20 protein-coding genes are annotated in these 19,475 nt (G+C 70.8%); 12 read left to right on the forward strand and 8 right to left on the reverse strand.

Annotated elements, in window-relative coordinates:
* Nucleotides 1-371 precede the first annotated feature (371 nt).
* The 3 genes from Ari01nite_RS21420 to Ari01nite_RS21430 form a co-directional block, all read right to left on the reverse strand.
* On the reverse strand, nucleotides 372-1,232 hold the full coding sequence (locus Ari01nite_RS21420; RefSeq protein WP_203783111.1) for a deoxyribonuclease IV: 861 nt from the start codon (nucleotides 1,230-1,232) through the stop codon (nucleotides 372-374).
* Nucleotides 1,223-3,163, reverse strand: a complete 1,941-nt coding sequence (pknB, locus tag Ari01nite_RS21425) for a Stk1 family PASTA domain-containing Ser/Thr kinase (RefSeq protein WP_203783113.1) — start codon at nucleotides 3,161-3,163, stop codon at nucleotides 1,223-1,225. The genes Ari01nite_RS21420 and pknB overlap by 10 nt, the downstream gene beginning before the upstream one ends.
* A 113-nt stretch (nucleotides 3,164-3,276) precedes the next feature.
* Nucleotides 3,277-3,969 carry a hypothetical protein gene (locus tag Ari01nite_RS21430; protein WP_203783115.1) on the reverse strand — a complete coding sequence of 231 codons (693 nt, stop codon included), beginning with the start codon at nucleotides 3,967-3,969 and terminating at the stop codon, nucleotides 3,277-3,279.
* A 33-nt stretch (nucleotides 3,970-4,002) separates the two neighbouring features.
* On the opposite strand from Ari01nite_RS21430, the gene Ari01nite_RS21435 reads away from it, so the two are divergent.
* The 3 genes from Ari01nite_RS21435 to Ari01nite_RS21445 are packed head-to-tail and all read left to right on the forward strand — an operon-like array spanning nucleotide 4,003 to nucleotide 5,047.
* Nucleotides 4,003-4,353, forward strand: a complete 351-nt coding sequence (locus Ari01nite_RS21435) for an Rv2175c family DNA-binding protein (RefSeq protein WP_203783117.1) — start codon at nucleotides 4,003-4,005, stop codon at nucleotides 4,351-4,353.
* On the forward strand, nucleotides 4,353-4,679 hold the full coding sequence (locus Ari01nite_RS21440; protein ID WP_203783119.1) for a lycopene cyclase domain-containing protein: 327 nt from the start codon (nucleotides 4,353-4,355) through the stop codon (nucleotides 4,677-4,679). The genes Ari01nite_RS21435 and Ari01nite_RS21440 overlap by 1 nt, the downstream gene beginning before the upstream one ends.
* Nucleotides 4,676-5,047, forward strand: coding sequence for a lycopene cyclase domain-containing protein (locus Ari01nite_RS21445; RefSeq protein WP_203783121.1), 372 nt, complete (start codon nucleotides 4,676-4,678; stop codon nucleotides 5,045-5,047). Before Ari01nite_RS21440 ends, Ari01nite_RS21445 begins: the two co-directional genes overlap by 4 nt.
* On the opposite strand, the gene Ari01nite_RS21450 is transcribed toward Ari01nite_RS21445, so the two are convergent.
* Nucleotides 5,006-6,073, reverse strand: coding sequence for a polyprenyl synthetase family protein (locus tag Ari01nite_RS21450; RefSeq protein WP_203783123.1), 1,068 nt, complete (start codon nucleotides 6,071-6,073; stop codon nucleotides 5,006-5,008). The two genes, Ari01nite_RS21445 and Ari01nite_RS21450, sit on opposite strands and share 42 nt — an antisense overlap.
* 86 nt (nucleotides 6,074-6,159) lie before the next feature.
* Between Ari01nite_RS21450 and metF the strand changes: the two genes are divergently transcribed.
* The 5 genes from metF (at nucleotide 6,160) to Ari01nite_RS21475 (ending at nucleotide 11,045) form a co-directional block, all read left to right on the forward strand.
* On the forward strand, nucleotides 6,160-7,083 hold the full coding sequence (gene metF, locus Ari01nite_RS21455; protein WP_203783125.1) for a methylenetetrahydrofolate reductase [NAD(P)H]: 924 nt from the start codon (nucleotides 6,160-6,162) through the stop codon (nucleotides 7,081-7,083).
* An 8-nt stretch (nucleotides 7,084-7,091) separates the two neighbouring features.
* Nucleotides 7,092-7,820: a CDP-alcohol phosphatidyltransferase family protein gene (locus Ari01nite_RS21460; protein WP_438872207.1), complete on the forward strand. Its 729-nt coding sequence runs from the start codon at nucleotides 7,092-7,094 to the stop codon at nucleotides 7,818-7,820.
* Nucleotides 7,821-8,216: 396 nt separating this feature from the next.
* A complete protein-coding gene (locus tag Ari01nite_RS21465) occupies nucleotides 8,217-8,654 on the forward strand; it encodes an HNH endonuclease (RefSeq protein ID WP_203783127.1) in 438 nt (145 codons plus the stop codon).
* Between the two features lie 394 nt (nucleotides 8,655-9,048).
* On the forward strand, nucleotides 9,049-9,519 hold the full coding sequence (locus Ari01nite_RS21470; protein ID WP_203783128.1) for a MarR family winged helix-turn-helix transcriptional regulator: 471 nt from the start codon (nucleotides 9,049-9,051) through the stop codon (nucleotides 9,517-9,519).
* Between the two features lie 47 nt (nucleotides 9,520-9,566).
* A complete protein-coding gene (locus Ari01nite_RS21475) occupies nucleotides 9,567-11,045 on the forward strand; it encodes an MFS transporter (RefSeq protein WP_239162894.1) in 1,479 nt (492 codons plus the stop codon).
* Between the two features lie 83 nt (nucleotides 11,046-11,128).
* Here Ari01nite_RS21475 and Ari01nite_RS21480 read toward each other — a convergent pair whose 3' ends face one another.
* A complete protein-coding gene (locus tag Ari01nite_RS21480; protein ID WP_239162895.1) occupies nucleotides 11,129-11,878 on the reverse strand; it encodes a DUF2306 domain-containing protein in 750 nt (249 codons plus the stop codon).
* A 48-nt stretch (nucleotides 11,879-11,926) separates the two neighbouring features.
* Between Ari01nite_RS21480 and Ari01nite_RS21485 the strand changes: the two genes are divergently transcribed.
* From Ari01nite_RS21485 to Ari01nite_RS21500, 4 genes are read left to right on the forward strand one after another with little or no spacing between them, the layout of a single operon-like run.
* Nucleotides 11,927-12,628 (forward strand): TetR/AcrR family transcriptional regulator, encoded by a 702-nt coding sequence (locus tag Ari01nite_RS21485; RefSeq protein ID WP_203783130.1) that lies wholly within the window; start codon nucleotides 11,927-11,929, stop codon nucleotides 12,626-12,628.
* A 1-nt stretch (nucleotide 12,629) separates the two neighbouring features.
* The gene (locus Ari01nite_RS21490; protein ID WP_203783132.1) at nucleotides 12,630-13,115 is read left to right on the forward strand and encodes a hypothetical protein; all 486 of its coding nucleotides are present in this window, start codon (nucleotides 12,630-12,632) and stop codon (nucleotides 13,113-13,115) included.
* A 33-nt stretch (nucleotides 13,116-13,148) separates the two neighbouring features.
* Complete coding sequence (locus tag Ari01nite_RS21495) at nucleotides 13,149-14,366, forward strand: MFS transporter (RefSeq protein ID WP_203783134.1); 1,218 nt, start codon at nucleotides 13,149-13,151, stop codon at nucleotides 14,364-14,366.
* A 56-nt stretch (nucleotides 14,367-14,422) separates the two neighbouring features.
* On the forward strand, nucleotides 14,423-15,148 hold the full coding sequence (locus tag Ari01nite_RS21500; RefSeq protein ID WP_203783136.1) for an alpha/beta fold hydrolase: 726 nt from the start codon (nucleotides 14,423-14,425) through the stop codon (nucleotides 15,146-15,148).
* Nucleotides 15,149-15,185: 37 nt separating this feature from the next.
* Here Ari01nite_RS21500 and Ari01nite_RS21505 read toward each other — a convergent pair whose 3' ends face one another.
* The 3 genes from Ari01nite_RS21505 to Ari01nite_RS21515 form a co-directional block, all read right to left on the reverse strand.
* A complete protein-coding gene (locus Ari01nite_RS21505) occupies nucleotides 15,186-16,574 on the reverse strand; it encodes a PepSY-associated TM helix domain-containing protein (RefSeq protein ID WP_203783138.1) in 1,389 nt (462 codons plus the stop codon).
* Between the two features lie 204 nt (nucleotides 16,575-16,778).
* Complete coding sequence (locus tag Ari01nite_RS21510) at nucleotides 16,779-17,522, reverse strand: succinate dehydrogenase/fumarate reductase iron-sulfur subunit (RefSeq protein ID WP_203783140.1); 744 nt, start codon at nucleotides 17,520-17,522, stop codon at nucleotides 16,779-16,781.
* Entirely contained in the window at nucleotides 17,522-19,474 is a 1,953-nt protein-coding gene (locus Ari01nite_RS21515) for a fumarate reductase/succinate dehydrogenase flavoprotein subunit (protein WP_203783142.1), read from the reverse strand. The genes Ari01nite_RS21510 and Ari01nite_RS21515 overlap by 1 nt, the downstream gene beginning before the upstream one ends.
* Nucleotide 19,475: the final 1 nt, after the last annotated feature.

A 19,475-nucleotide genomic window follows, 5' to 3' on the forward strand; every position in this document is an offset into this window, starting at 1 on the left:
CGGAAGCCAGGTGACCTACTCATGAGCCACCGGTTCCGCAATCGATGCCACAGCGCGGCTGGCGCCTGCGCTGAGACAGGATTGCGGTTGGTGGTGGGCCTGCCGGCCAGGGCAACGAGGATCCCTCCGACGAGCACAGCCGCCGCGGCCAGGACGGCCGCAAACATGGCGGTCGATCGCGTGGCCGGAGGCTCCGTTTCGATATCCCGCACTCCATGGCAAACCGTCGAATGACGGTCCTGCGCGGCGAAGAACGCGGAGGTGACGACGACCTCGGGGCCACGGTAGTAAGTACTCATGCACCTACTGTGCAGACCGGACCTGGGGGTGCGCTATCTAGGCAACCAAGATTTTTGGACTCTTGCCGGTCCTCAGCGCAGGGTCTTGAGCAGGGCGATGTCGGCGGCGTGGCCCTCGTGTTCGACCGTCGGCGTCTCGACGATCACCGGGATGCCGGCGGTGGCCGGGTGGGCGAGCAGCTCGGCGAAGGGCGCCGTGCCGATCCGGCCCTGGCCGATGGTCTCGTGGCGGTCGCGGGTGGAGCCGCACTCGTCCTTCGAGTCGTTGGCGTGGATCAGCATGAGGCGGTCCGGGCCGACCGTGGCGATCAGCGAGTCCAGGGTCGCGGTCATGCCGCCGGGGGTGGCCAGGTCGTGGCCGGCCGCCCAGGCGTGGCAGGTGTCGAAGCAGACGCCCATCCACGGGTGATTTTCCACCGCCGCCAGGTAGGGGCCCAGATCCTCGACCTTGGACGCCAGGCTGCGGCCGCCGCCGGCACTCGGCTCGACCAGCAGCTTGGGCAGGCCCCGCGCCGCCGCGGTGTCGAGCAGCGGCAGCAGCGCCTCACGCAGCTGGTGCATGGCCTTGACGTCGTGCGCCGGGTCGACCGAGCTGCCCGCGTGATAGACGACCGCGGTGGCGCCGATCGCCGCGCCCCGATCCAGGGCGTGCGCCAGGGTGGCCACCGAGCGTTCCACGGTGAGCTCGGTCGGCGAGCCCAAATTCACGAGCAGAGAGGCATGGATGTACGCGGGCAGGCCGCGCTCGGTGATCCCGGCCTGGAACATTTCGTCCTGCTTCGGGTCGCCGGGCGGCAGGGCCCAGCCGCGCGAGTTGGAGACGTACACCTGCAGCGTCTCAGACCCGGCGGCGTCCACGTACGGCAGGGCAGCCTTGGCCAGGCCACCGGACGTCTTGGTGTGCGACCCGATCCGGCGGTGGTCTAGAAGCACTGCAGGATCACCTCGGTCTGCGGCGGCACCTGGGTGTTCGGGCCCGGGTTCTGACCGCGGACGAAGCCGTTCGGATTGAAGCCCTCGATCCGCACCCGCAGGTTTGCCCCCTGCAGCGCGGTCTGCGCCTGCTGGCACTGCTGGTTGTTGACGTCGGGCACGGCGATCAGCGGCGGGCCCTTGCTGACGTCGAGGGTGACCTCGTCGTCGTTGGCCGCGCCGGTGCCGGGTTTCGGCGTCTGCGCGATGACCGTGTCGGCCGGCTGGTCGCTGTCCTTGTACCGCTCGACGGCGGCCAGACCCAGCTGCTGGAGCTGCGACCGGGCGTCGTTGATGTTTTTGCCGACCAGGTCGGGCACGGCGATCGGGGCCCGGCCCTTGCTGAGCACCACGGTGACCGTGTCACCGCGCTTGAGCTCGGTGCCCTTGGCCGGGTTGGTGGACAGCACCGCACCCTCGGGCACGGTGTCGCTGTACTGCCCGGCGCCCTGCTTGATCTTGAGACCGTTCTGCTCCAGCTCGCCGCGTGCCGCGTTGAGTTCCAGACCAACCAGATCCGGTACGGGGAAACGCTCCTTGCCGAGCGACAGGCTGAGCGTGATCGTGCCGCCCTTGACCAGTCGCTCGCCGGCGGCCGGGCTCTGGTTGACCACGGTGTCCTTGGCGATCGACTCGCTGTAGACGCCGTCGCCGAACAGCAGCTTGTAGTTGTGCTGCTCGGCGTAGAGAACCGCCTGGTCCTTGGTCATGTTGATCATCGGCGGTGCGTCCGTGTAACGGCCCAGGGTGACCCACCACGTGCTGCCGATCACCACGAGCACCATGACCGCCACGGCCGCCATCAGCAGCAGCCGGCGCCGGTCGGTGCCGCCGGGGTAGTCGTCGGCGACCTCGCCGTGCCGGTATCCCGGGGCGTTGCGCGCCTGCTCGGGCAGCCGGGCCCAGCGCGGCCGGTCGGTGACCCGGGGCACCACCGCGGTCGCGTCCGCGCCGCCGCCGGCCGCGTGCCGCGAGTGCGGGACCTGGCGCAGCAGCGCGGTCTCGACGCTCGCGGCGCCCAGATCGTCGCGGACCGTCTGCACGTCGGCCAGCAGGGCGCCGGCGTCGGTGGGGCGGGCGCCGGCGTCGCGGCGGGTGGCCCGGGCGACCAGCTCGTCCATCGCGGCGGGCACGCCCTTGACGACCCGGGACGGGGGCGGCACGTCGTTGTCCACGTGTTGCCAGGCCACCTCGACCGGGTCGTCGCCGTCGAACGGCACCCGCCCGGTGAGCATCTCGTAGAGCACCACACCGGCCGAGTAGACGTCGGTGCGGGCGTCGGCGTGGCCGTTGGTGACCAGTTCCGGTGCGACGTACGCGACTGTGGCCATCAGCTGGCCGGAGTCGTCGATGCTGCTCGCCTCGACCGCGCGGGCCAGGCCGAAGTCGGCGACCTTGACCACGGCGTCGACCAGGTTGCCGGCGCCGCCGCTGGGTGCCTCGGCGACCAGCACGTTTTCTGGCTTGACGTCGCGGTGCACCAGGCCGGCCCGGTGGGCGGCGGCGATGGCGGCGAGCATCTGCTCGAGGATCGCGCAGGCCTCGACCGGGTTGAGGCGGCGGCGCTGGGTGAGCACGTCCCGCAGGGTGCGGCCCTGCACGTACTCCATCACCAGGTAGGGCAGGCCGAGGTGGCGCCCCTGGTCATAGACGGCTACGACGTTGGGATGGGTGAGCCGGGCGATCGTCTTGGCCTCGTCGGTGAACCGGTCCACGAAGTGGACGTTCGTCGCCTGCGACGGGTGAATGATCTTCAGCGCGACCGTGCGTTCGAGTCGCTGGTCGACGGCCGTGTAGACGGTCGCCATGCCACCACGGGCTACGCGACCGGTGATCCGGTAGCGGCCGTCAATCGTCGTGCCGATCAGCGTATCGGCGACTGTGGTGTCCATCGGCGTGAAGTGTATGTGTCTTTCGCGTGGGGGCAGACCAGGATGACATAGCTGAGTCCAAACGGGTACGCCGTGGACTGTGAGCGGCGGCGTCTGCCCCGACAAAAGGCTATTTAGTGGTGTCGGCGGCGGTGACGGTCTTGCGGGTTATGGCTGGGTTCGGCCGATTCGCTGGGTGTGGCCGACGTCTCGCTCGGGCTGGGCTCGACCGAGGTGCTGTCGCTCGGCTCGGGGCTCGCGCTGGACGCGGTGGGGGAGGGCACGCTGCTGGGTGCGGTCGGGGTGGGCACCGGCGGGAAGTGGCAACTCCCACATTCCGGATTTGTCGGATTCAGAGTCCGAATCGGACTCGCGTTCGGCGTGCTGCTCCGCGTCGCCGGCACCGTGGTGTTCGCCACCGGCAGCGTCGCTGCCGCCGCCCTCCGGGTCAGCGTCGGCGCCGGGCCCGCGCCGAGTCCGGCATTAGGGGTGTACGTCGTGGTGGCCGCGGGCGGTGCCGGGAAGGTGTCGGCGGCCGCCGGGGTCTCGTGCAGCAGCGATCCGAGGCCGTGCACCACACCCAGGTAGGCACCGGCCGACCCGAGCACGGTGAGCATGCCGAACACGGTCACGGCCGCGACCCGCCGCGGTGACCGGCCGGCCGGCCGGGCGGTGAACTCCACGGCCGTACCGCCGAAGGTGTTCATCCCCGTGGAGGTGACGTCCGGGCCGTCGGCCGGTGGCTCGACCGGGCGGCGACCCAGGTCGTAGCGCACCGAACGCCAGGCGCCGGCGGCCTCGGAGCGCATTGTCCGGAACAGGCTCATCGCGTTCGTTCTCCGATCTGGCACGCTGTAGGAGTGAGCGATTCCGTTACCGCCGGGCCAGCCGGTTGGGTCAACCTGCCGGATGTGTCCGAAAAGCTCGGCGTGTCGATCAGCAAGGTGCACCAGATGATCCGCGACGGGCAACTGCTCGCGGTGAAGCGCGACGGGGTCCGGCTGGTCCCCGCTGAGCTCGTGGCCAACGGCACCGTGCTCAAGCACCTCCCGGGGGTCCTGACCTTGCTGCGCGACGCCGGGTATAACGACGAAGAGGCCCTCCGGTGGCTGTATGAACCGGACGATGCCCTGGAGGGGAACGCGGCGACCGGCCTCGGGGGTCACCGCGCGCGCGAGGTGAAGCGGCGGGCGCAGGCCCTCGGGTTCTGATGCGCCACCTCGCCTATCTGAGCGTGCTGGCGGGGTGCTTGGCGGCGGCCGTCTGGCTGGAACCGGTGCTCAAGGTCAACGTGTTCCGCCGGTGGCGGCGGCTGGCGCTGACCGTGCTGCCGGTCGCGGTGCTGTTCGTGGTCTGGGACCTGCTGGCGATCGCCGCCGGGCACTGGTGGTTCGACCATTCCCAGATCACCGGCATCTTCCTGCCCGGCGGCCTGCCGCTGGACGAGGTGATGTTCTTCTTGGTGGTTCCGGTCTGCGCGATCCTCGGGTTCGAGGCGGTACGCGCGGTCCTGGGTAAACCGGCCGGTGACGAGTGAGCTACACCGCGGCCGCACTGCTCGGCGTGCTGGTGGCCGTGCTGGTCGACGTGGCGGTGCTGCGGGTCCGGCTGCTCGGGCGGGTGGCGTTCTGGGCCACGTACCCGATTGTCTTTGGTTTTCAGCTCTTGTCGAACGGCATCCTGACCGGGCGCGGAATAGTGAACTACGCGCCGGACGCGATCATCGGCTGGCGGCTGGTGCACGCGCCGGTCGAGGACCTGCTGTTCGGGTTCGCGCTGGTGCTGCTGACGCTCGACCTGTGGGTGTGGTGGGGGCGGCGCGGGGTGCAGCGCACGCCGCGCGCGGGCGAGGGCAGCCGGCTGCTAAACCGTGCGGCGGGTCGCCGCGTCCGCGAGCGCCCCTAGCACCGTACGGGCCTCGTCGTCCATCGGAGCCGCCGCCAGCGCGGCCAGCGAGGCCGCCATCAGCACGTCGATCCGGGCCTCGGTGGCGGTCAGCGCGCCCGAGCCCCGGATCAGCTGCCGGGCCCGCTGCACGCCGCCGTCGTCCAGGGACTGGTCGCCGAGCGCCGCGTCGAGCTCGGCCCGGGCACCCGCATCGAGTGCCTGGAATGCGGCCGCTATCAAATAGGTGCGTTTGCCCTCGCGCAGGTCGTCACCGGCCGGCTTCCCGGTCTGCGACGGATCGCCGAAGATGCCCAGAATGTCGTCGCGGAGCTGGAACGCCTCACCCAGCGGCAGCCCGAACGCCGAGTACGCGGCCTGCAACTCCGGCGTCGCCCCCGCGATCGCACCGCCCAGCAGCAGCGGCCGTTCCACCGTGTATTTGGCCGACTTGAACTGGGCCACCTTGCCGGCCCGCTCGACCGACGTGTCCGCGGTCGCCTGGGTCAGCACGTCCAGGTACTGCCCGACGGTGACCTCGGTGCGCATCTCGTCGAAAACCGGGCGGGCCCGGCCCAGCTCATCGGCGGTCAGCCCCGAGACGTGCAGTAACTCGTCCGACCAGACCAGGGCGAGATCACCGAGCAGTACGGCGGCGTTGTCCCCGAACGCACCGGCCCCGCCGCGCCAGCCCGCGTCCCGGTGCCGGCGTTCGAACCGGCGGTGCACCGCCGGTTCCCCGCGCCGGGTGTCCGACCGATCCATCAGGTCGTCGTGGATGAGGGCGCTGGCCTGCACCAACTCGAGCGAGGCGACCGCGGCCACCACGTGCTCCGAGTCGGCGCCGCCGGCTCCGCGGTAACCCCAGTAGGCGAATGCGGGGCGCAGCCGCTTGCCGCCGCCCAGCACGAAATCCTCCAGCGCCTCGGCGAACTCGGTCAGAGCCGGGTCGATGGCGATCAGGCGGTCGCGTTCGGTGGCCAGGAAGGCGGCAAGTGCCTTGTCGACCCGGGGACGCAGCCCGGCCGCTTCGACGGGGGAAGTCACGGTGCGACGCTAGCGCCTATCTCGCGCCCTTTGCTCGTCGGGTCTCGCGCCCGTCGCTTCTTACTGCGGACGGTAGAGTCCGGGGTGTGGCACTCGGACTTCCCTCACGCCTTCCCGGCACGCCCGCGATCGGCGACCTGATCCGGGGGGAGGCGCCCACGTTCTCGTTCGAGTTCTTTCCGCCCAAAACGCCCGAGGGCGAGCTTCTCCTCTGGCAGGCGATCCGCGAACTCGAGTCGCTGCGCCCCAGCTTCGTGTCGATCACGTACGGGGCCGGCGGCACCACCCGCGACACCACGGTTGCGGTGACCGAGCGGGTGGCCACCGAGACGACGCTGCTCCCGATGGCCCACCTCACCGCGGTGAACCACTCGGTCGCCGAACTGCGCAACGTGATCGGCCGCCTGGCCGGCGCCGGCATCCGCAACGTGCTGGCCGTCCGGGGCGACCCGCCCGGCGACCCGATGGCCGAGTGGGTCCGGCACCCCGAAGGAGTCATGTACGCCGAAGACCTGGTACGCCTGGTCAAGGAGTCCGGCGACTTCAGCGTCGGGGTGGCCGCGTTCCCGTACAAGCACCCCCGCTCACCCGACGTGGCCAGCGACACCGCCAACTTCGTGAGCAAGTGCCGGGCCGGCGCCGACTTCGCCATCACCCAGATGTTCTTCGACGCCGACGAATACCTGCATCTCCGCGACCGCGTGGCCGAGGCCGGCTGTGACACCCCGATAGTCCCCGGCGTCATGCCGGTGACCAGGATGGCCACCATCGAGCGCTCGTCGCAGCTGTCCGGCGCCCCGTTCCCGCCCGCGCTGCTGGCCCGCTTCGAGAGCGTCGCCCACGACGAGGCCGCGGTGCGCGCGCTGGGCATCGAGGTCTGCGCCGAGATGTGCGCCCGCCTGCTCCGCGAGGGCGTCCCCGGCATCCACTTCATCACCCTGAACCGCTCCACCGCGACCCGCGAGGTCTGGCAGTTGCTGGCCCCGACCGAGGTGGCCGCGGCCGCCTGACCTCAACCGTGACCTGGGACGAGTACGCCGCCGCCTGGTCCCGCCTGCACGGCGGCTTCGACCCGTCCGGAGCGTCGGGGCTGGTCCGAGGCTGGCTGCGCCTCACCTACCGGATCGGCTCCTGGCTGGCCGCCCGCGGGGTAGGCCCGATGGCGGTGACCACCGGGGGTCTGCTGCTCTGCCTGGCCGTGCCGCTGGTGGTGCTGCTGGATCCGCCGTCGTACGGCCCCTTCCTCGCCGCCCCGTCGATTGCTGGGTCGTCGGTTGCTGGGTCGTCGCTTTATGACCCGCTAGCCGCCGGTCCGCTACTTGCCGCCTCGGTGGTGTTGGCCGCCGCCCTGGCGGACGGCTTGGACGGCGCCGTGGCTGTGTTGACCGGCCGAGCCACCCGAGTCGGCTACGTCTACGACTCGGTGGCCGACCGCGTCGGCGAACTGGCCTGGCTGGCCGCTTTCTGGCTGGCCGGCGCTCCCGGCTGGGCGGTGGTGGCCGCGGGCGCCGCGAGCTGGCTGCAGGAATACGCCAGGTCAAGAGCCACCGCAGCCGGCATGACCGAAATAGGCGTGGTGACGATCTCCGAACGCCCCACCCGAGTCTTGATCACCATCTTCGGCCTGCTCCTGACCGCGGTACTGCCGTGGGCCCCGCTGGCCGCGGTCCTGGTCTGGTCGGCGCTGACCACAGTGGGCTTGACCCAGCTGACCGTCACGATCCGCCGCAACCTCACCGACGGCTGAGGCCCGCCCCCACCGACCCGGTCTCCCGCCGCCGCCTCGCCCGCCTCGCCCGCCGCCTCGTCCGCCGCCGCCTCGTCCGCCGCCGCCTCGCCCGGCTCCTGATGCGCCGGCCCCTGACGCGCCACCTTGCCCCGGCGCTGTCCTGACATGTTGATGCGGGCTCATCAACATTGATGCAGTGCAGTCAAGTCAACAGTTGACTTCATCTTGACCGTGCACCAGGTCGACCTCGTTGCCGCCGGGGCCGTCAACGTGGGTGGCGATCTTTATTCGGTTGTTCGGTGCTGGGGGCGCTTTTACCGTTGTTCGTGACGCAGCCGCCCTAGCCCTGTCACGCGGGGTGAGGTGGCTTCTGTCTTCTTTGGACACATTGAGGCGCCTGGGGAGGTGGCCACATTGAGCGCGGTGCTGGTTCTGAACGCCGACTGCGGACCGCTGCACCGGGTCAGCCTCCGGCACGCGATCCGGATGCTGTTCCGGGAAGTCGCGGTGGTGCACGAGGCGGAGCCGGACAGCCGGATCGGTATCTACCCGATCCCGACCGTGGTGCGGCTGGTCAGCTACGTGGTGACCCGCTGGCGGCACAGCCGCGGGCCGGTCTGGTCGCGCGCCGGTGTGCTCGTCCGCGACCGTCGCACGTGCGGCTACTGCGGCGGCGCGGCGTCCACGATCGACCACGTGCTGCCGCGCTCGCGGGGCGGCTCCAACGAATGGAGCAACACGGTCGCCGCCTGCGGACGCTGCAACAACCGCAAGCGCGACCGCACCCCGGCCGAGGCCCGCATGCCACTACGCACCAAGCCGTACGCGCCGACCTGGGCGGCGCTGGCGTAGGCCGGCGGCCGGCGGGCCGACACGGGGGCAGGCCCGCCGGCCGTCCCACCGAACCGCCACGCGGGCGGGACCGCTCCGAACAATCCGGATGCTGTCCCGCCCGCCCACGCTTCCGCGCCCGGTGCCGGGAGAACGACGCGCAAGATATCCCGCGGTATAGGGAATGGTGCGTTGCCGGAATCGCGCGGGTGCGGGGGATGCGGCGCATAGCAAAGGCGGGATGCCGGTGGGGGCCGCGGTGCTGGGAGGGCCGCGGTGCTGGGAGGGCCGCGGTGCTGCGGGGGCCGCGGTGCCGGGGAAGGCCGAGGTGCGGGAAACGCATGGCCGCTGCTCTCGGGGATCGTTTGGGAGCTGGATCGTCTGGAGTTGGATGATCCGGGGCTAGGATTGCTTTATGGCTGCTCCTGAGCGCACTGAGCGGGACATCACCGGGCTGCTCAATATGGCTGGGCATGTGCTTGCCAATCGGCTTTCGGCTGCGTTGGCGGATGTTGAGCTGACGCCTCGGATGCAGTGCGTCCTTATTCATGCGCTGGAGGAAGAGCGCACTCAGATTCAGCTGGCGGCCCTCGCCGACCTCGACAAGACGACCATGGTCAGCACCGTGGACGAGCTGGAGCGGCGCGGGCTGGCGGAGCGGCGGGCCTCGGTCACCGATCGGCGGGCTCGGATCATCGCGGTCACCGAGAAGGGGCGGCTCGCGGCGGAGGAGGGGCAGCGCATCGTCGATCGGGTGCATGCGGACGCGCTCGGTGGGCTTGATCCGGCTGCCCGGGCTTCCTTCGTGGAGGCGCTCGGTGTGCTGGCGGGGACGCCAAAGGACCCTGGGCCGCAGCCGGTTCGGCGGGCCAGGGGGCGCAGATAGGTGGATAGGAGATAGTCCGCTAGCAGATTATCTGTTACGGTCGGGTCATGAACCGGACCGTGGATCGGCGTGCGGCTGCTCTGGCGACGCTGTGTGCAATGTCGTTGATGATCGTGTTGGACAGCACGGTGGTGGCCGTTGCTGTGCCGGACATTCAGCGTGAACTCGGCTTTTCGCCCGCGGGGGTGGCCTGGGTGGTGAACGCCTACCTGGTCGCGTTCGCGGGTCTTCTGCTGCTGGCGGGGCGCCTCGGTGACCTGGTCGGGTCCTGGCGGGTCTTCCTCGCGGGGCTCGCACTGTTCACGGCGGCCAGCGCGCTCTGTGGCCTGGCGCCGACCGCCGGACTGCTGGTGGCCGGGCGGTTCCTGCAAGGGGCCGGTGGCGCGCTCGCGGCGGCCGTGGTGCTCGGCATGATCGTCCGGCTGTACCCGGAACCGGCGGCGCAGGCCCGGGCCATGGGCATATACAGCTTCACGCAGGCGGGCGGGGCGGCGGTAGGCTTCGTGGCGGGAGGCATACTCACGGACGCGCTCGGGTGGCCGGCGATCTTTCTGGTCAACGTGCCGATCGGGATTGTGGTCTGGCTGGTGGGGCGGCGGTTACTGCCGCGGGAGACCGGGCTGGGGCTGCGTGCTGGTCTCGACGTGCCCGGAGCGCTGTTGATCACGGCGGGACTCTCGCTGGGGGTGTTCGCCATCGTGCGCACCGGCGAGTCCGGCGCGGCTGCCGCCGCGTACCCGGGCATTGGGGGGTTGCTCTTGGTCCTTTGCTTCCTCATCAGGCAGCGGTACGCGACCAGGCCGCTGATCCCGCTTCGCCTGCTGGGGCGGCGCTGGCTGCTGATCGCAAACGCGGCCGTGCTCCTGGTTTTCGCCACCGGGATGGGGTTCCAGTTCGTGAACGCGCTGTTCGTGCAGCGGGTGATGGGCTACGGCGCGCTTGGCACCGGGCTCGCGTTCCTGCCAACTCCGATCGTGATCGGGCTGGTCTCGCTGTTCGTGGCGCCGCGACTGACCGGGCGCTACGGCGCGCGCCCGGTGCTGATCGGTGGGCTGGTCACGCTGCTGGCCGGCCTGCTTCTGCTGGTGCGCCTGCCGACCGCGACATCCTATGTGGCCGACATGCTGCCGCCGTTGATCGTCATGGGGCTGGGCGTCGGCGTCACGATCCCGGCGATCATCATGTTGGCGATGGCCGGCGCGAAGCCTGTGGATACGGGGATGGTGTCGGGCTTCAGTAATACCGCGCAGCAGGCGGGCGGCGCGCTCGGGCTGTCGGTACTCGCGGTGGTGGCGGCTGGTCACACGGCCGATCGGCTGGAGGCGGGGGCGGTTGCAGTCGATGCGCTGCGGGCGGGTTATACGAGGTCGTTCCTGCTTGCCGCGGTGTTTGTCGGGGTGGCGTTGCTGATCACCGTGTTCTTCCTGCGCCGGGCGCCGTCCACATCGGATGACGTGGCGACGCCCGCGGCTGGCTCGGAGCTTGCGCCGGAATGTCATGCGGCCACCCGGCAAGGCGCGCCATGACGCAGGTGGCGGCCGGCCGCCGATCCCGCCCGCACCCGGGAAAACCTCGCCTCGCGGCGCCTCCGCACCGACCTGCCGGGCCGTTAGCGGATCGCGGGGGTCTCCGCCGGCGTTGGGGAAACGGTCGGCCGGCGGGGGTGGTGGGGGGTGCGGTCGCGGTCCAGCCAGAATTCGGCGGCCAGGAAAGGGATGGTCCAGCCCAGCCAGGCCGCGAAACCGGAAACCACCCACGCGAAAAGGGTCTCGTCGCCGTGGAATGTGGTGTCCAGTTGGGGATACAGGGAAACGGCCAGCAGTGTGCCCCAGATGCGGTTGGTGATGATCGAAGCGGTCAGCGCGAAGCTCCGGATCATCCAGCGCCGGTGGTCGGCGAAACGGCGGCGGCGGGCCAAGCGCCAGCCCTGGATCGTCACGGTCAGCCACAGGATCGCCAGGAGCACGTCGCTGGCCTTGGTCGCGGGGCCGTAGGGCGTGAAGGCGCCTACGGTTAGTGCGGCCAAGCCGGCCGGGATCACGCCGGCGAAAACGTAGAGTCGGCCCATTCGGCGGTGGGCGATGGGGTGGCGATTGCGGAACCACGGCCAGATCTGGAACACGGCGGTGGACAGGGCGATGCCGCCGAAAACGACGTGCGGCACCAGTATCCAGTAATGCGCGGCGCCGAGCGCGGTCGACTGTGGAATTCGGGTTTGGGTGGGGTCGAGACTCAGGTAGGGCGGCAGCGAGAAAGCCAGGAAGACGACCACTACCGCGGCCAGCGGAAAAATCCAGGGGCGGCGCCACCAACGCTGTTGTGCCATGAAGGTTCCCTCCTGCGCGTATGACGTACGCATGAGCGTATAACGTACGCACCAGCCCGCGGAACCCTTAGGATCTGTCGGGTGTCCACCGAAATTCCGCGTACGTTGAAAGTCCTCTGGGGGGCCGGGAGCGGAACCCGCCGGCCTGGCCTGAGCCTCGATCGCATCGTGGCGGCGGCCATCGCGATCGCGGACCGGGACGGGCTGGCGGCGCTGTCCATGGCCCGGCTTGCGCAGGAACTGGGCAGCGCGCCGATGTCGCTCTACCGGCACGTGGCCAACAAGGACGAACTGCTGGTCTTCATGCAGGACGCGGCGCCGGGACCGCCGCCCGAACTGCCCGGCGGATGGCGAGCCGGGCTGACCGCGTGGGCGTGGGCGTTGCGCGGGATCTACACCACGCACCCGTGGATCCTCCAGGTCGCACCGGGCCGGCCGCCGCTCGAGCCGGGGCAGCTGGCCTGGCTCGACCGGGCGCTCGGGGCGCTGGGCGGCACGCGGCTGACGGCGGCGCAGCGGCTCGACGCGGTGATGACCATCCTGCATTTCGTGCGGGGCGAGGCGAGCGTCGCGGCCATCCTTCTGGGTGGGGAGGCGGAGGCGATGACCGGGTACGGCGAAATGATCTCCCGCTTCGTGACGGCCGAGCGGTTTCCGGCGCTGGCCGAGGCGGTGACCGCGGGCGTTTTCCACCCCGAACCGGCGGCCGGCGACAGTGCCCGGACGTTCGAGGCGGGGCTGGACACCCTTCTCGACGGTCTCCAGTTGTCAATAGAATGTTGACATGAGCGACCTGGGCGAGCTGCGAAAGATCCCGGCGGCCCGGCAGCGGCTGGACGCCGAGGAGTTGGCGCTGATCGACCGGTGCCGCCGCGCGGGTGCCACCTGGGCGGAGGTCGCCGAGGCGTTGGGGCTGGCCAGCCGGCAGGCCGCCGAGCAACGCCGATTGCGCCTGGCCACGGCGGTGCAGCCGGTGCGGGCCGAGCTCGACGAGGGATACGGCACGGGCCTCGCCGAGCTGCGCGCGGCGGCCGTGGCGCTGCACCGGCGGATCGGCGCGGACCGGCGGTGGGACAAGCGGTTCGGGCGGGCGGCGCTGGTGCGGGAAACGTTGGCGGCGGCGCCGGAGGCCGTCGGCGGTTCGCTGTTTTCGCTGGTCAACGACGTTATGGGAGACCTCGCGGAGGCGGGCGGGCCGCTGCCCGGGCCCAGCCGGGCGGCGGTGGAGCGGCTCCGGGCGGCGTGGGAGGCGGCGTCCGCCCAATCTTGACAGAATGACACTCAAGTCCTGAGGATGGGCCGCATGCGTCGGAATGCGGTCCTGTTCGTCTTGATCTCGTTGCTGTCCGGCTTCGGCAGCACGGCCATGACCTTGGCCGCCGGCATTTGGGTGTACGACCTGACCGACTCGCCCGGCTTGGCGGCGCTCACCGGTCTGTGCATCTACGCGCCGACGCTGGCCGCCCCGTGGCTGGGTGCCCTGGTCGACCGGCTGCCCCGCCGCCCCCTGCTGATCTGGACCGACCTGCTGCTCGGCGTGGTGCTGCTGAGCCTGCTCACGGTCTCGGGGCCGGAGCACACCTGGCTGATCTTCGCGGTCCTGCTGGTGCGGGGGATCAGCTACGTGCTGGTGGACGCCGGGGAGACGGCGATCCTGCCGGCGGCGCTCCCGGCGTCGGCGCTGGGCGACATCAACGGCTGGCGGACCAGCGCGCAGGAGGGCATGAAACTGCTGGCGCCGCTGGCCGGGGCGGGGCTCTACGCCTGGCAGGGGCCGGTGCCGGTGGTGCTGCTCAGCGCGGCGATGCCGGCACTGACCGCAGCCTGCTACGGCCTGTTGCGGGTGACCTCGCCGGCGCCCCGGGATGGGCGGAAGGTCGCGGCGGGGCCCGTAGCGGGCGAGCGGGAGATCTGGGCCGGTTTGGTGGCGCTGTTCGGGAATCCGGCCGTGCGGGTGCCGGTCTTGATGGCGGCGGTTGCCATTGCGCTGTCCGGGCTTACCAACGCGGCTGTGATCGAGCGGGTTGTCGGTGGGCTGGGGCTGCCGGCCACTCACCTCGGATTTCTGTCCACCGCTCAGGGGGCCGGGTCCATTGTGGGTGGTCTGGTTGCCGGGCGGTTGCTGGCCCGCTTCGCGCCGGTGGGGGTGGCGGCGATCGGGGCCGCGGTATTTGCGGGTGGGTGCCTCGCCTGGTGCCTGCCGTGGTGGCCGGCACTCGTCGTGGGCAGCGTGCTGGTCGGCGTCGGGCTGCCGTGGACGCTGATCGCGGGGGTCACCGCGGTGCAGACCCGGACGCCGGACCACCTGCTCGGGCGGGTGGGTGCCAGTTCGACCACGGTGATGTTCGGGCCGGTGGCGCTGGCGATTCCGCTGGGCTCGGCGGTCCTTCAGCTCGGGGCGCTGGTGCCGCTGCTGGTCGCGGCGGTGGTGGCGTTCGCGGTCGCGGGGACCCAGCTTCGGGGAAAATCGGCGGGACAACGGGCAGATGTCTCGGCGGCGGTTGGGGGAAGTGAGCCGTAGGGAGGCGCGCCGCGGGAAGGTCGGTGGGGGACGTCGGGTTGCGGGAAGCTGGGCGCATGACGGAACTGCGGGTGTTGCGCGGCGGGGAACAGCGGCCGTTGGTGTTGCTGCTGCATGGGCTGGGGGCCACCGCCGACGTCTGGGCGGGGCTCACCGCACTGCTCGGCGACACCTCCTGGGCGGCGCCGGACCTGCCGGGACATGGGCGGTCCGCGCCGCTCGACAGCTACACCTTCGCGAGGGTGGCCGACTCCGTCGCGCACCTCGTCGATCCGGGCGGGACCGTAGTGGTGGGGCATTCGTTCGGCGGGGTGGTCGGGCTGCACCTGGCCGACCTGCCGGGCGTGCGGGCGGTGGTGGGGCTCGGCATCAAAGTGGCCTGGACCGACGAGGAACTGGGCCGGGCCGCGACCCTCGCCGGCAAGGAGGCGGTCGTCTTTCCCGCGCGGGAGCAGGCCATGGCCCGCTGCCTCAAGGTGGCCGGGCTGGACGGCCTGGTCAGCGACCTCGACGCGGGTGTCGCCGAGACCGACGGGGGTTGGCGGCTCGCCCTCGACAACCGGGCGTTCGGGGTAGGGGAGCCGGGCGTTGCGGGGCTGATCGCGGCTACCGGTACGCCCGTGGTGCTGGCTCGCGGGGAACACGACTCGATGGTCAGCGATGCGCAACTACGCGGTGTGGCGCGGGCTACCTGCGCGACCGTCTCGTTGCCGGGGCTGGGGCACAATGCGCACGTCGAAGGGCCGACGGCCCTGCTCTCGCTCCTACCCACCGGTCAGTAGCCGGCGGGGCGTGCGCCCCCGCCGGAGTGACGGCGTGTCAGGCGCTCTGGCCGGCGCGGCGTTTGCGGCGGCCGGCGAGGACGGCGTCGATCACCAGGAACGCGGCCAGCGGCACGCCTAGCAGCGGCAGCGCCCAGCCGAGAGCGGCCACCAGAGGGACGCCCAGCACGATTGCCCACGGGGGCAGGCCCAGCCAGGCGCCGCGCTCGGGGGGTGCGCCGACCAGGGCGCGCTGGCCGTCGCGGGTGGGGCGGCGCTGCCACCACATGCGGTAGCCCCAGAGGATCACGCAGAGCAGGCCGATCGCGAGCAGGGCCAGCAGGATCTGGTTGGCCACGCCGAACAAAATACCCATGTGCGCCTGTACGCCCAGCTTGCTGAGCTGGGACAGCAGCGGCCAGTCGGCGAAGTCGCTGCGGGCCACCCCGGTCGCGGCCACCGGATCGATGGCCACCCGGTCGAGGTTGACCGGCCAGACGTTGTCGACGCCCGCGGCGGTCCAGGCCTCGCCGGCGGCCGCGGGCGGGCTCAGCTCGGCCGGACCGGTCAGGCCGTGTTCCTGGGCCACCCGCCACACGGTGTCGGCCTCGGCCGGGTTGACCTCGGGGGTCTCGGCCGACTCGCCGCCGCCGTGGTGTCCGGCCGCGCCCGCCGTCGCGGTGGCCAGCACCGGCTGCCGGGCGTCCATGGCGTCGAGCAGGTCGCCGAAGTTGCCGCCCGCGTACCGGGACCAGGTCAGGCCGGTCGCCGACAGGATCAGCAGGCCGACGCTGAGCCAGACGCCGGTGGCGGCGTGCCAGCCGCGGGTGCGGCGCACGCCCTTGCGGGCCGCCAGCTCCGGGGTGAGCAGGCCGCGGACGCTGCGCCGGCGGCGCCACCACAGTACGATGCCGCCCAGCGCCAGCACCCACAGCCAGCTCGCGGCCAGCTCGGAGTAGTGCCGGCCGGCGACGCCCAGGTGCAGGTTGCGGTGCAGGTCGTCGAGCCAGGTCACCGCGGGGGTGGAGCCGTACCAGGTGAGCAGCTGGCCCTGGACCGCGCCGGTGAACGGGTTCACGTACACGGTGTGCTGCTTCTCGCCCAGCTCGGGCAGCGAGAACACGACCCGGGTGGTGGCGTCGCCGGTGCCGGGCGCGACCGTGGCGAGCGAGCCGTCCGGGTGCGCGGCCCGGGCGCTGACGATCTGATCGGCCAGCGGCAGCGGTGCGGTGCCCTTCTCGGCGACGACCAGCTGATCGCTGTAGAGCACCGCGTCGACCTGCGGCGCGACCGTGTAGGCCAGACCGGTGAGCGCGGCGATCACCACGAACGGCGCGACCAGGACGCCGGCATAGAAGTGCAGCCGCAACAGCAGGGCCGCGAACGGAGACGTACGGCGTAATGGTTTTTGATCGGCTTCGACGGCTAGCTCGGGGGTCGTGGTCATCGGCTGTTCCTCGAGGTGTCGGCGGCGCAGGGGGATGCGCCGGCATCCGGGTGTGCAGTCGACGCCCCGCGGAATCCCACGAGCCGTGGCGTCGGATGAATGATCAGTCGACGCGCGTGCGAGATTAGTTCCCGGAAGTTTTTCCGCCCGAAGAGCCGATGGTGGGTGCCGGTGCCGGGCACGCCGTTGGGCCCGGCCCGGTGTCTATTTCTTGCGGATCGCCGTGCGGTAGTCGCTGTTGAGACGGCCGATCAGGGTCAGCGGGATGCCTTTCGGGCAGACCGTGGTGCACTCGCCGGCGTTGGTGCAGCCGCCGAAGCCGGCGTCGTCGTGGGCGCGCAGCATGTCGATCACCCGGGTGTCGCGTTCCGGCTGGCCCTGGGGGAGCAGGCCGAGGTGGGCGACCTTCGCGGCGGTGAACAGCATGGCCGAGCCGTTCGGGCAGGCTGCCACGCAGGCGCCGCAGCCGATGCAGGTGGCGGCCTCGAACGCGGCGTCGGCGTCACTCTTGGGCACGGGAGTGGCGTGCGCGTCGGGGGCCGCGCCGGTCGGTGCCGAGATGTAGCCGCCGGCCTGGATGATGCGGTCGAACGAGGTCCGGTCGACCACCAGGTCCTTGATCACCGGGAAGGCGGCGGCGCGCCACGGCTCGACGTCGATCACGTCGCCGTCCTTGAAGTGCCGCATGTGCAGTTGACAGGTGGTGGTGGCGCGTTCGGGGCCGTGTGCCACGCCGTCGATCACCATGCTGCACATGCCGCAGATGCCCTCGCGGCAGTCGTGGTCGAACGCGATCGGGTCGTCGCCGTCCAGGATCAGCTTCTCGTTCAGGACGTCGAGCATCTCCAGGAACGAGGCGTCGGGGGAGATGTCCTTGACGTCGTACGTGATCATTTTGCCCTTGGACTGCGGGCCGGCCTGCCGCCACACCCTTACCTGGATGTCCATTACTTGTAGCTCCGGGTGCTCGGGTGGACGTATGCGAATTCGAGCGTCTCCTTGTGCAGGGTCGGCTTGCCGTCGTCGCCCGGGAAAGCCCAGGCCGCGACGTAGCCGAACTCGTCGTCGTGGCGTTCGGCCTCACCGTCGGGGGTCTGCGACTCGGCCCGGAAGTGGCCGCCGCACGACTCGCGCCGGTGCAGCGCGTCGATGCACATCAGCTCGGCCAGTTCGAAGAAGTCGGCGACCCGGCCGGCCTTCTCCAGGTTCTGGTTGAGCTGCTCGCCGGTGCCGGGCACCTTGACCCGGGTCCAGAACTCGTCCTTCAGACCGCGGATCAGGCCGATCGCCTTGGTGAGGCCCTCCTCGGTGCGCTCCATGCCGCAGTACTCCCACATGATGTGGCCCAGCTCGCGGTGGAAGGAGTCGACGGTCCGATCGCCGTTGATCGCGAGTAGGCGGGCGAGTCGCCCTTCGACGGCGCGTCGCGCTTCGGCGACTTCCGGGTCTTTATCCGAAATTTTTCGAAATGGCCCCGCGGACAGGTAGTTGTTGATCGTGTTGGGCAGCACGAAGTAGCCGTCCGCCAGACCCTGCATCAGGGCCGACGCGCCGAGCCGGTTAGCGCCGTGGTCGGAGAAGTTGGCCTCGCCGATCACGAACAGGCCGGGGATGGTCGCCTGCAGGTCGTAGTCGACCCAGAGCCCGCCCATCGTGTAGTGCACCGCCGGATAGATACGCATCGGGACCTGGTACGGGTCCTCGCCGGTGATCCGCTGGTACATCTCGAACAGGTTGCCGTACTTGGCCTCGACCGCATTCTTGCCGAGTCGCTCGATGGCGTCGGCGAAGTCGAGGTAGACGCCCAGGCCGCCGGGGCCCACACCGCGGCCCTCGTCGCAGACGTTCTTGGCGGCGCGCGACGCGATGTCGCGGGGGACCAGGTTGCCGAAGGAGGGATAGATCCGCTCCAGGTAGTAGTCGCGGTCCTCCTCCGGAATGTCCGCCGCGGGCTTCTGACAATCAGCCGAAGACCTGGGTACCCACACCCGGCCGTCGTTGCGCAGCGACTCGCTCATCAGGGTGAGCTTGCTCTGGTGCGTACCGGACTCGGGAATGCACGTCGGGTGGATCTGGGTGTAGCAGGGGTTCGCGAACAGCGCGCCCTTGCGGTGCGCCCGCCACGAGGCGGTGACGTTGCAGCCCTTGGCGTTGGTGGACAGGAAGAACACGTTGCCGTAGCCGCCCGAGGCCAGCACCACGGCGTCCGCGAACTCCGTGGTGATCTCGCCGGTGACCAGGTCGCGGACCACGATGCCGCGGGCCTTGCCGTCCACTACGATCAGGTCGAGCATCTCGTGCCGGGCGTTCATCTCGATGTTGCCGAGGGCGATCTGCCGTTCCATCGCCTGGTACGCGCCGAGCAGCAGTTGCTGGCCCGTCTGCCCACGGGCGTAGAACGTGCGGGAGACCTGGGTGCCCCCGAACGAGCGGTTGTCGAGCAGGCCGCCGTACTCGCGGGCGAACGGCACGCCCTGCGCCACGCACTGGTCGATGATGTTCACCGAGACCGCGGCCAGCCGGTACACGTTGGACTCGCGGGCCCGGAAGTCGCCGCCCTTCACGGTGTCGTAGAACAGCCGGTAGACGGAGTCGCCGTCGTTGCGGTAGTTCTTCGCCGCGTTGATGCCGCCCTGCGCCGCGATCGAGTGCGCCCGGCGCGGGCTGTCCTGGTAGCAGTACGACTTGACCCGGTAACCGGCCTCGGCCAGGGTCGCGGCCGCCGAGCCGCCGGCCAGTCCGGTGCCCACCACGATGACCGTGAGCTTGCGGCGGTTGGCCGGGTTGACCAGCTTGGCCGCGAACTGGTGGCGCTCCCAGCGAGTCTCGATCGGCCCGTCCGGCGCCGCGGTGTCGGCGATCGGGTCGCCGTCGTTCCAGAACTCGGACGCGATTGTCATG

It is taken from the genome of Paractinoplanes rishiriensis (assembly GCF_016862375.1).
In the GTDB taxonomy this organism is placed as follows: Bacteria; Actinomycetota; Actinomycetes; order Mycobacteriales; family Micromonosporaceae; genus Actinoplanes; species Actinoplanes rishiriensis.

Bases quoted from the DNA above. Each gene is read 5' to 3' on its own strand.
- Ari01nite_RS21510 (WP_203783140.1), bottom strand. From the start codon at position 17,522: ATGGACATCCAGGTAAGGGTGTGGCGGCAGGCCGGCCCGCAGTCCAAG.
- Ari01nite_RS21440 (WP_203783119.1), top strand. From the start codon at position 4,353: ATGCGCCACCTCGCCTATCTGAGCGTGCTGGCGGGGTGCTTGGCGGCG.
- Ari01nite_RS21470 (WP_203783128.1), top strand. From the start codon at position 9,049: ATGGCTGCTCCTGAGCGCACTGAGCGGGACATCACCGGGCTGCTCAAT.
- pknB (WP_203783113.1), bottom strand. From the start codon at position 3,163: ATGGACACCACAGTCGCCGATACGCTGATCGGCACGACGATTGACGGC.
- Ari01nite_RS21490 (WP_203783132.1), top strand. From the start codon at position 12,630: ATGAGCGACCTGGGCGAGCTGCGAAAGATCCCGGCGGCCCGGCAGCGG.
- Ari01nite_RS21480 (WP_239162895.1), bottom strand. From the start codon at position 11,878: ATGCGTACGTCATACGCGCAGGAGGGAACCTTCATGGCACAACAGCGT.
- Ari01nite_RS21475 (WP_239162894.1), top strand. From the start codon at position 9,567: ATGAACCGGACCGTGGATCGGCGTGCGGCTGCTCTGGCGACGCTGTGT.
- Ari01nite_RS21430 (WP_203783115.1), bottom strand. From the start codon at position 3,969: ATGAGCCTGTTCCGGACAATGCGCTCCGAGGCCGCCGGCGCCTGGCGT.
- Ari01nite_RS21495 (WP_203783134.1), top strand. From the start codon at position 13,149: ATGCGTCGGAATGCGGTCCTGTTCGTCTTGATCTCGTTGCTGTCCGGC.
- Ari01nite_RS21515 (WP_203783142.1), bottom strand. From the start codon at position 19,474: ATGACAATCGCGTCCGAGTTCTGGAACGACGGCGACCCGATCGCCGAC.
- Ari01nite_RS21505 (WP_203783138.1), bottom strand. From the start codon at position 16,574: ATGACCACGACCCCCGAGCTAGCCGTCGAAGCCGATCAAAAACCATTA.
- Ari01nite_RS21500 (WP_203783136.1), top strand. From the start codon at position 14,423: ATGACGGAACTGCGGGTGTTGCGCGGCGGGGAACAGCGGCCGTTGGTG.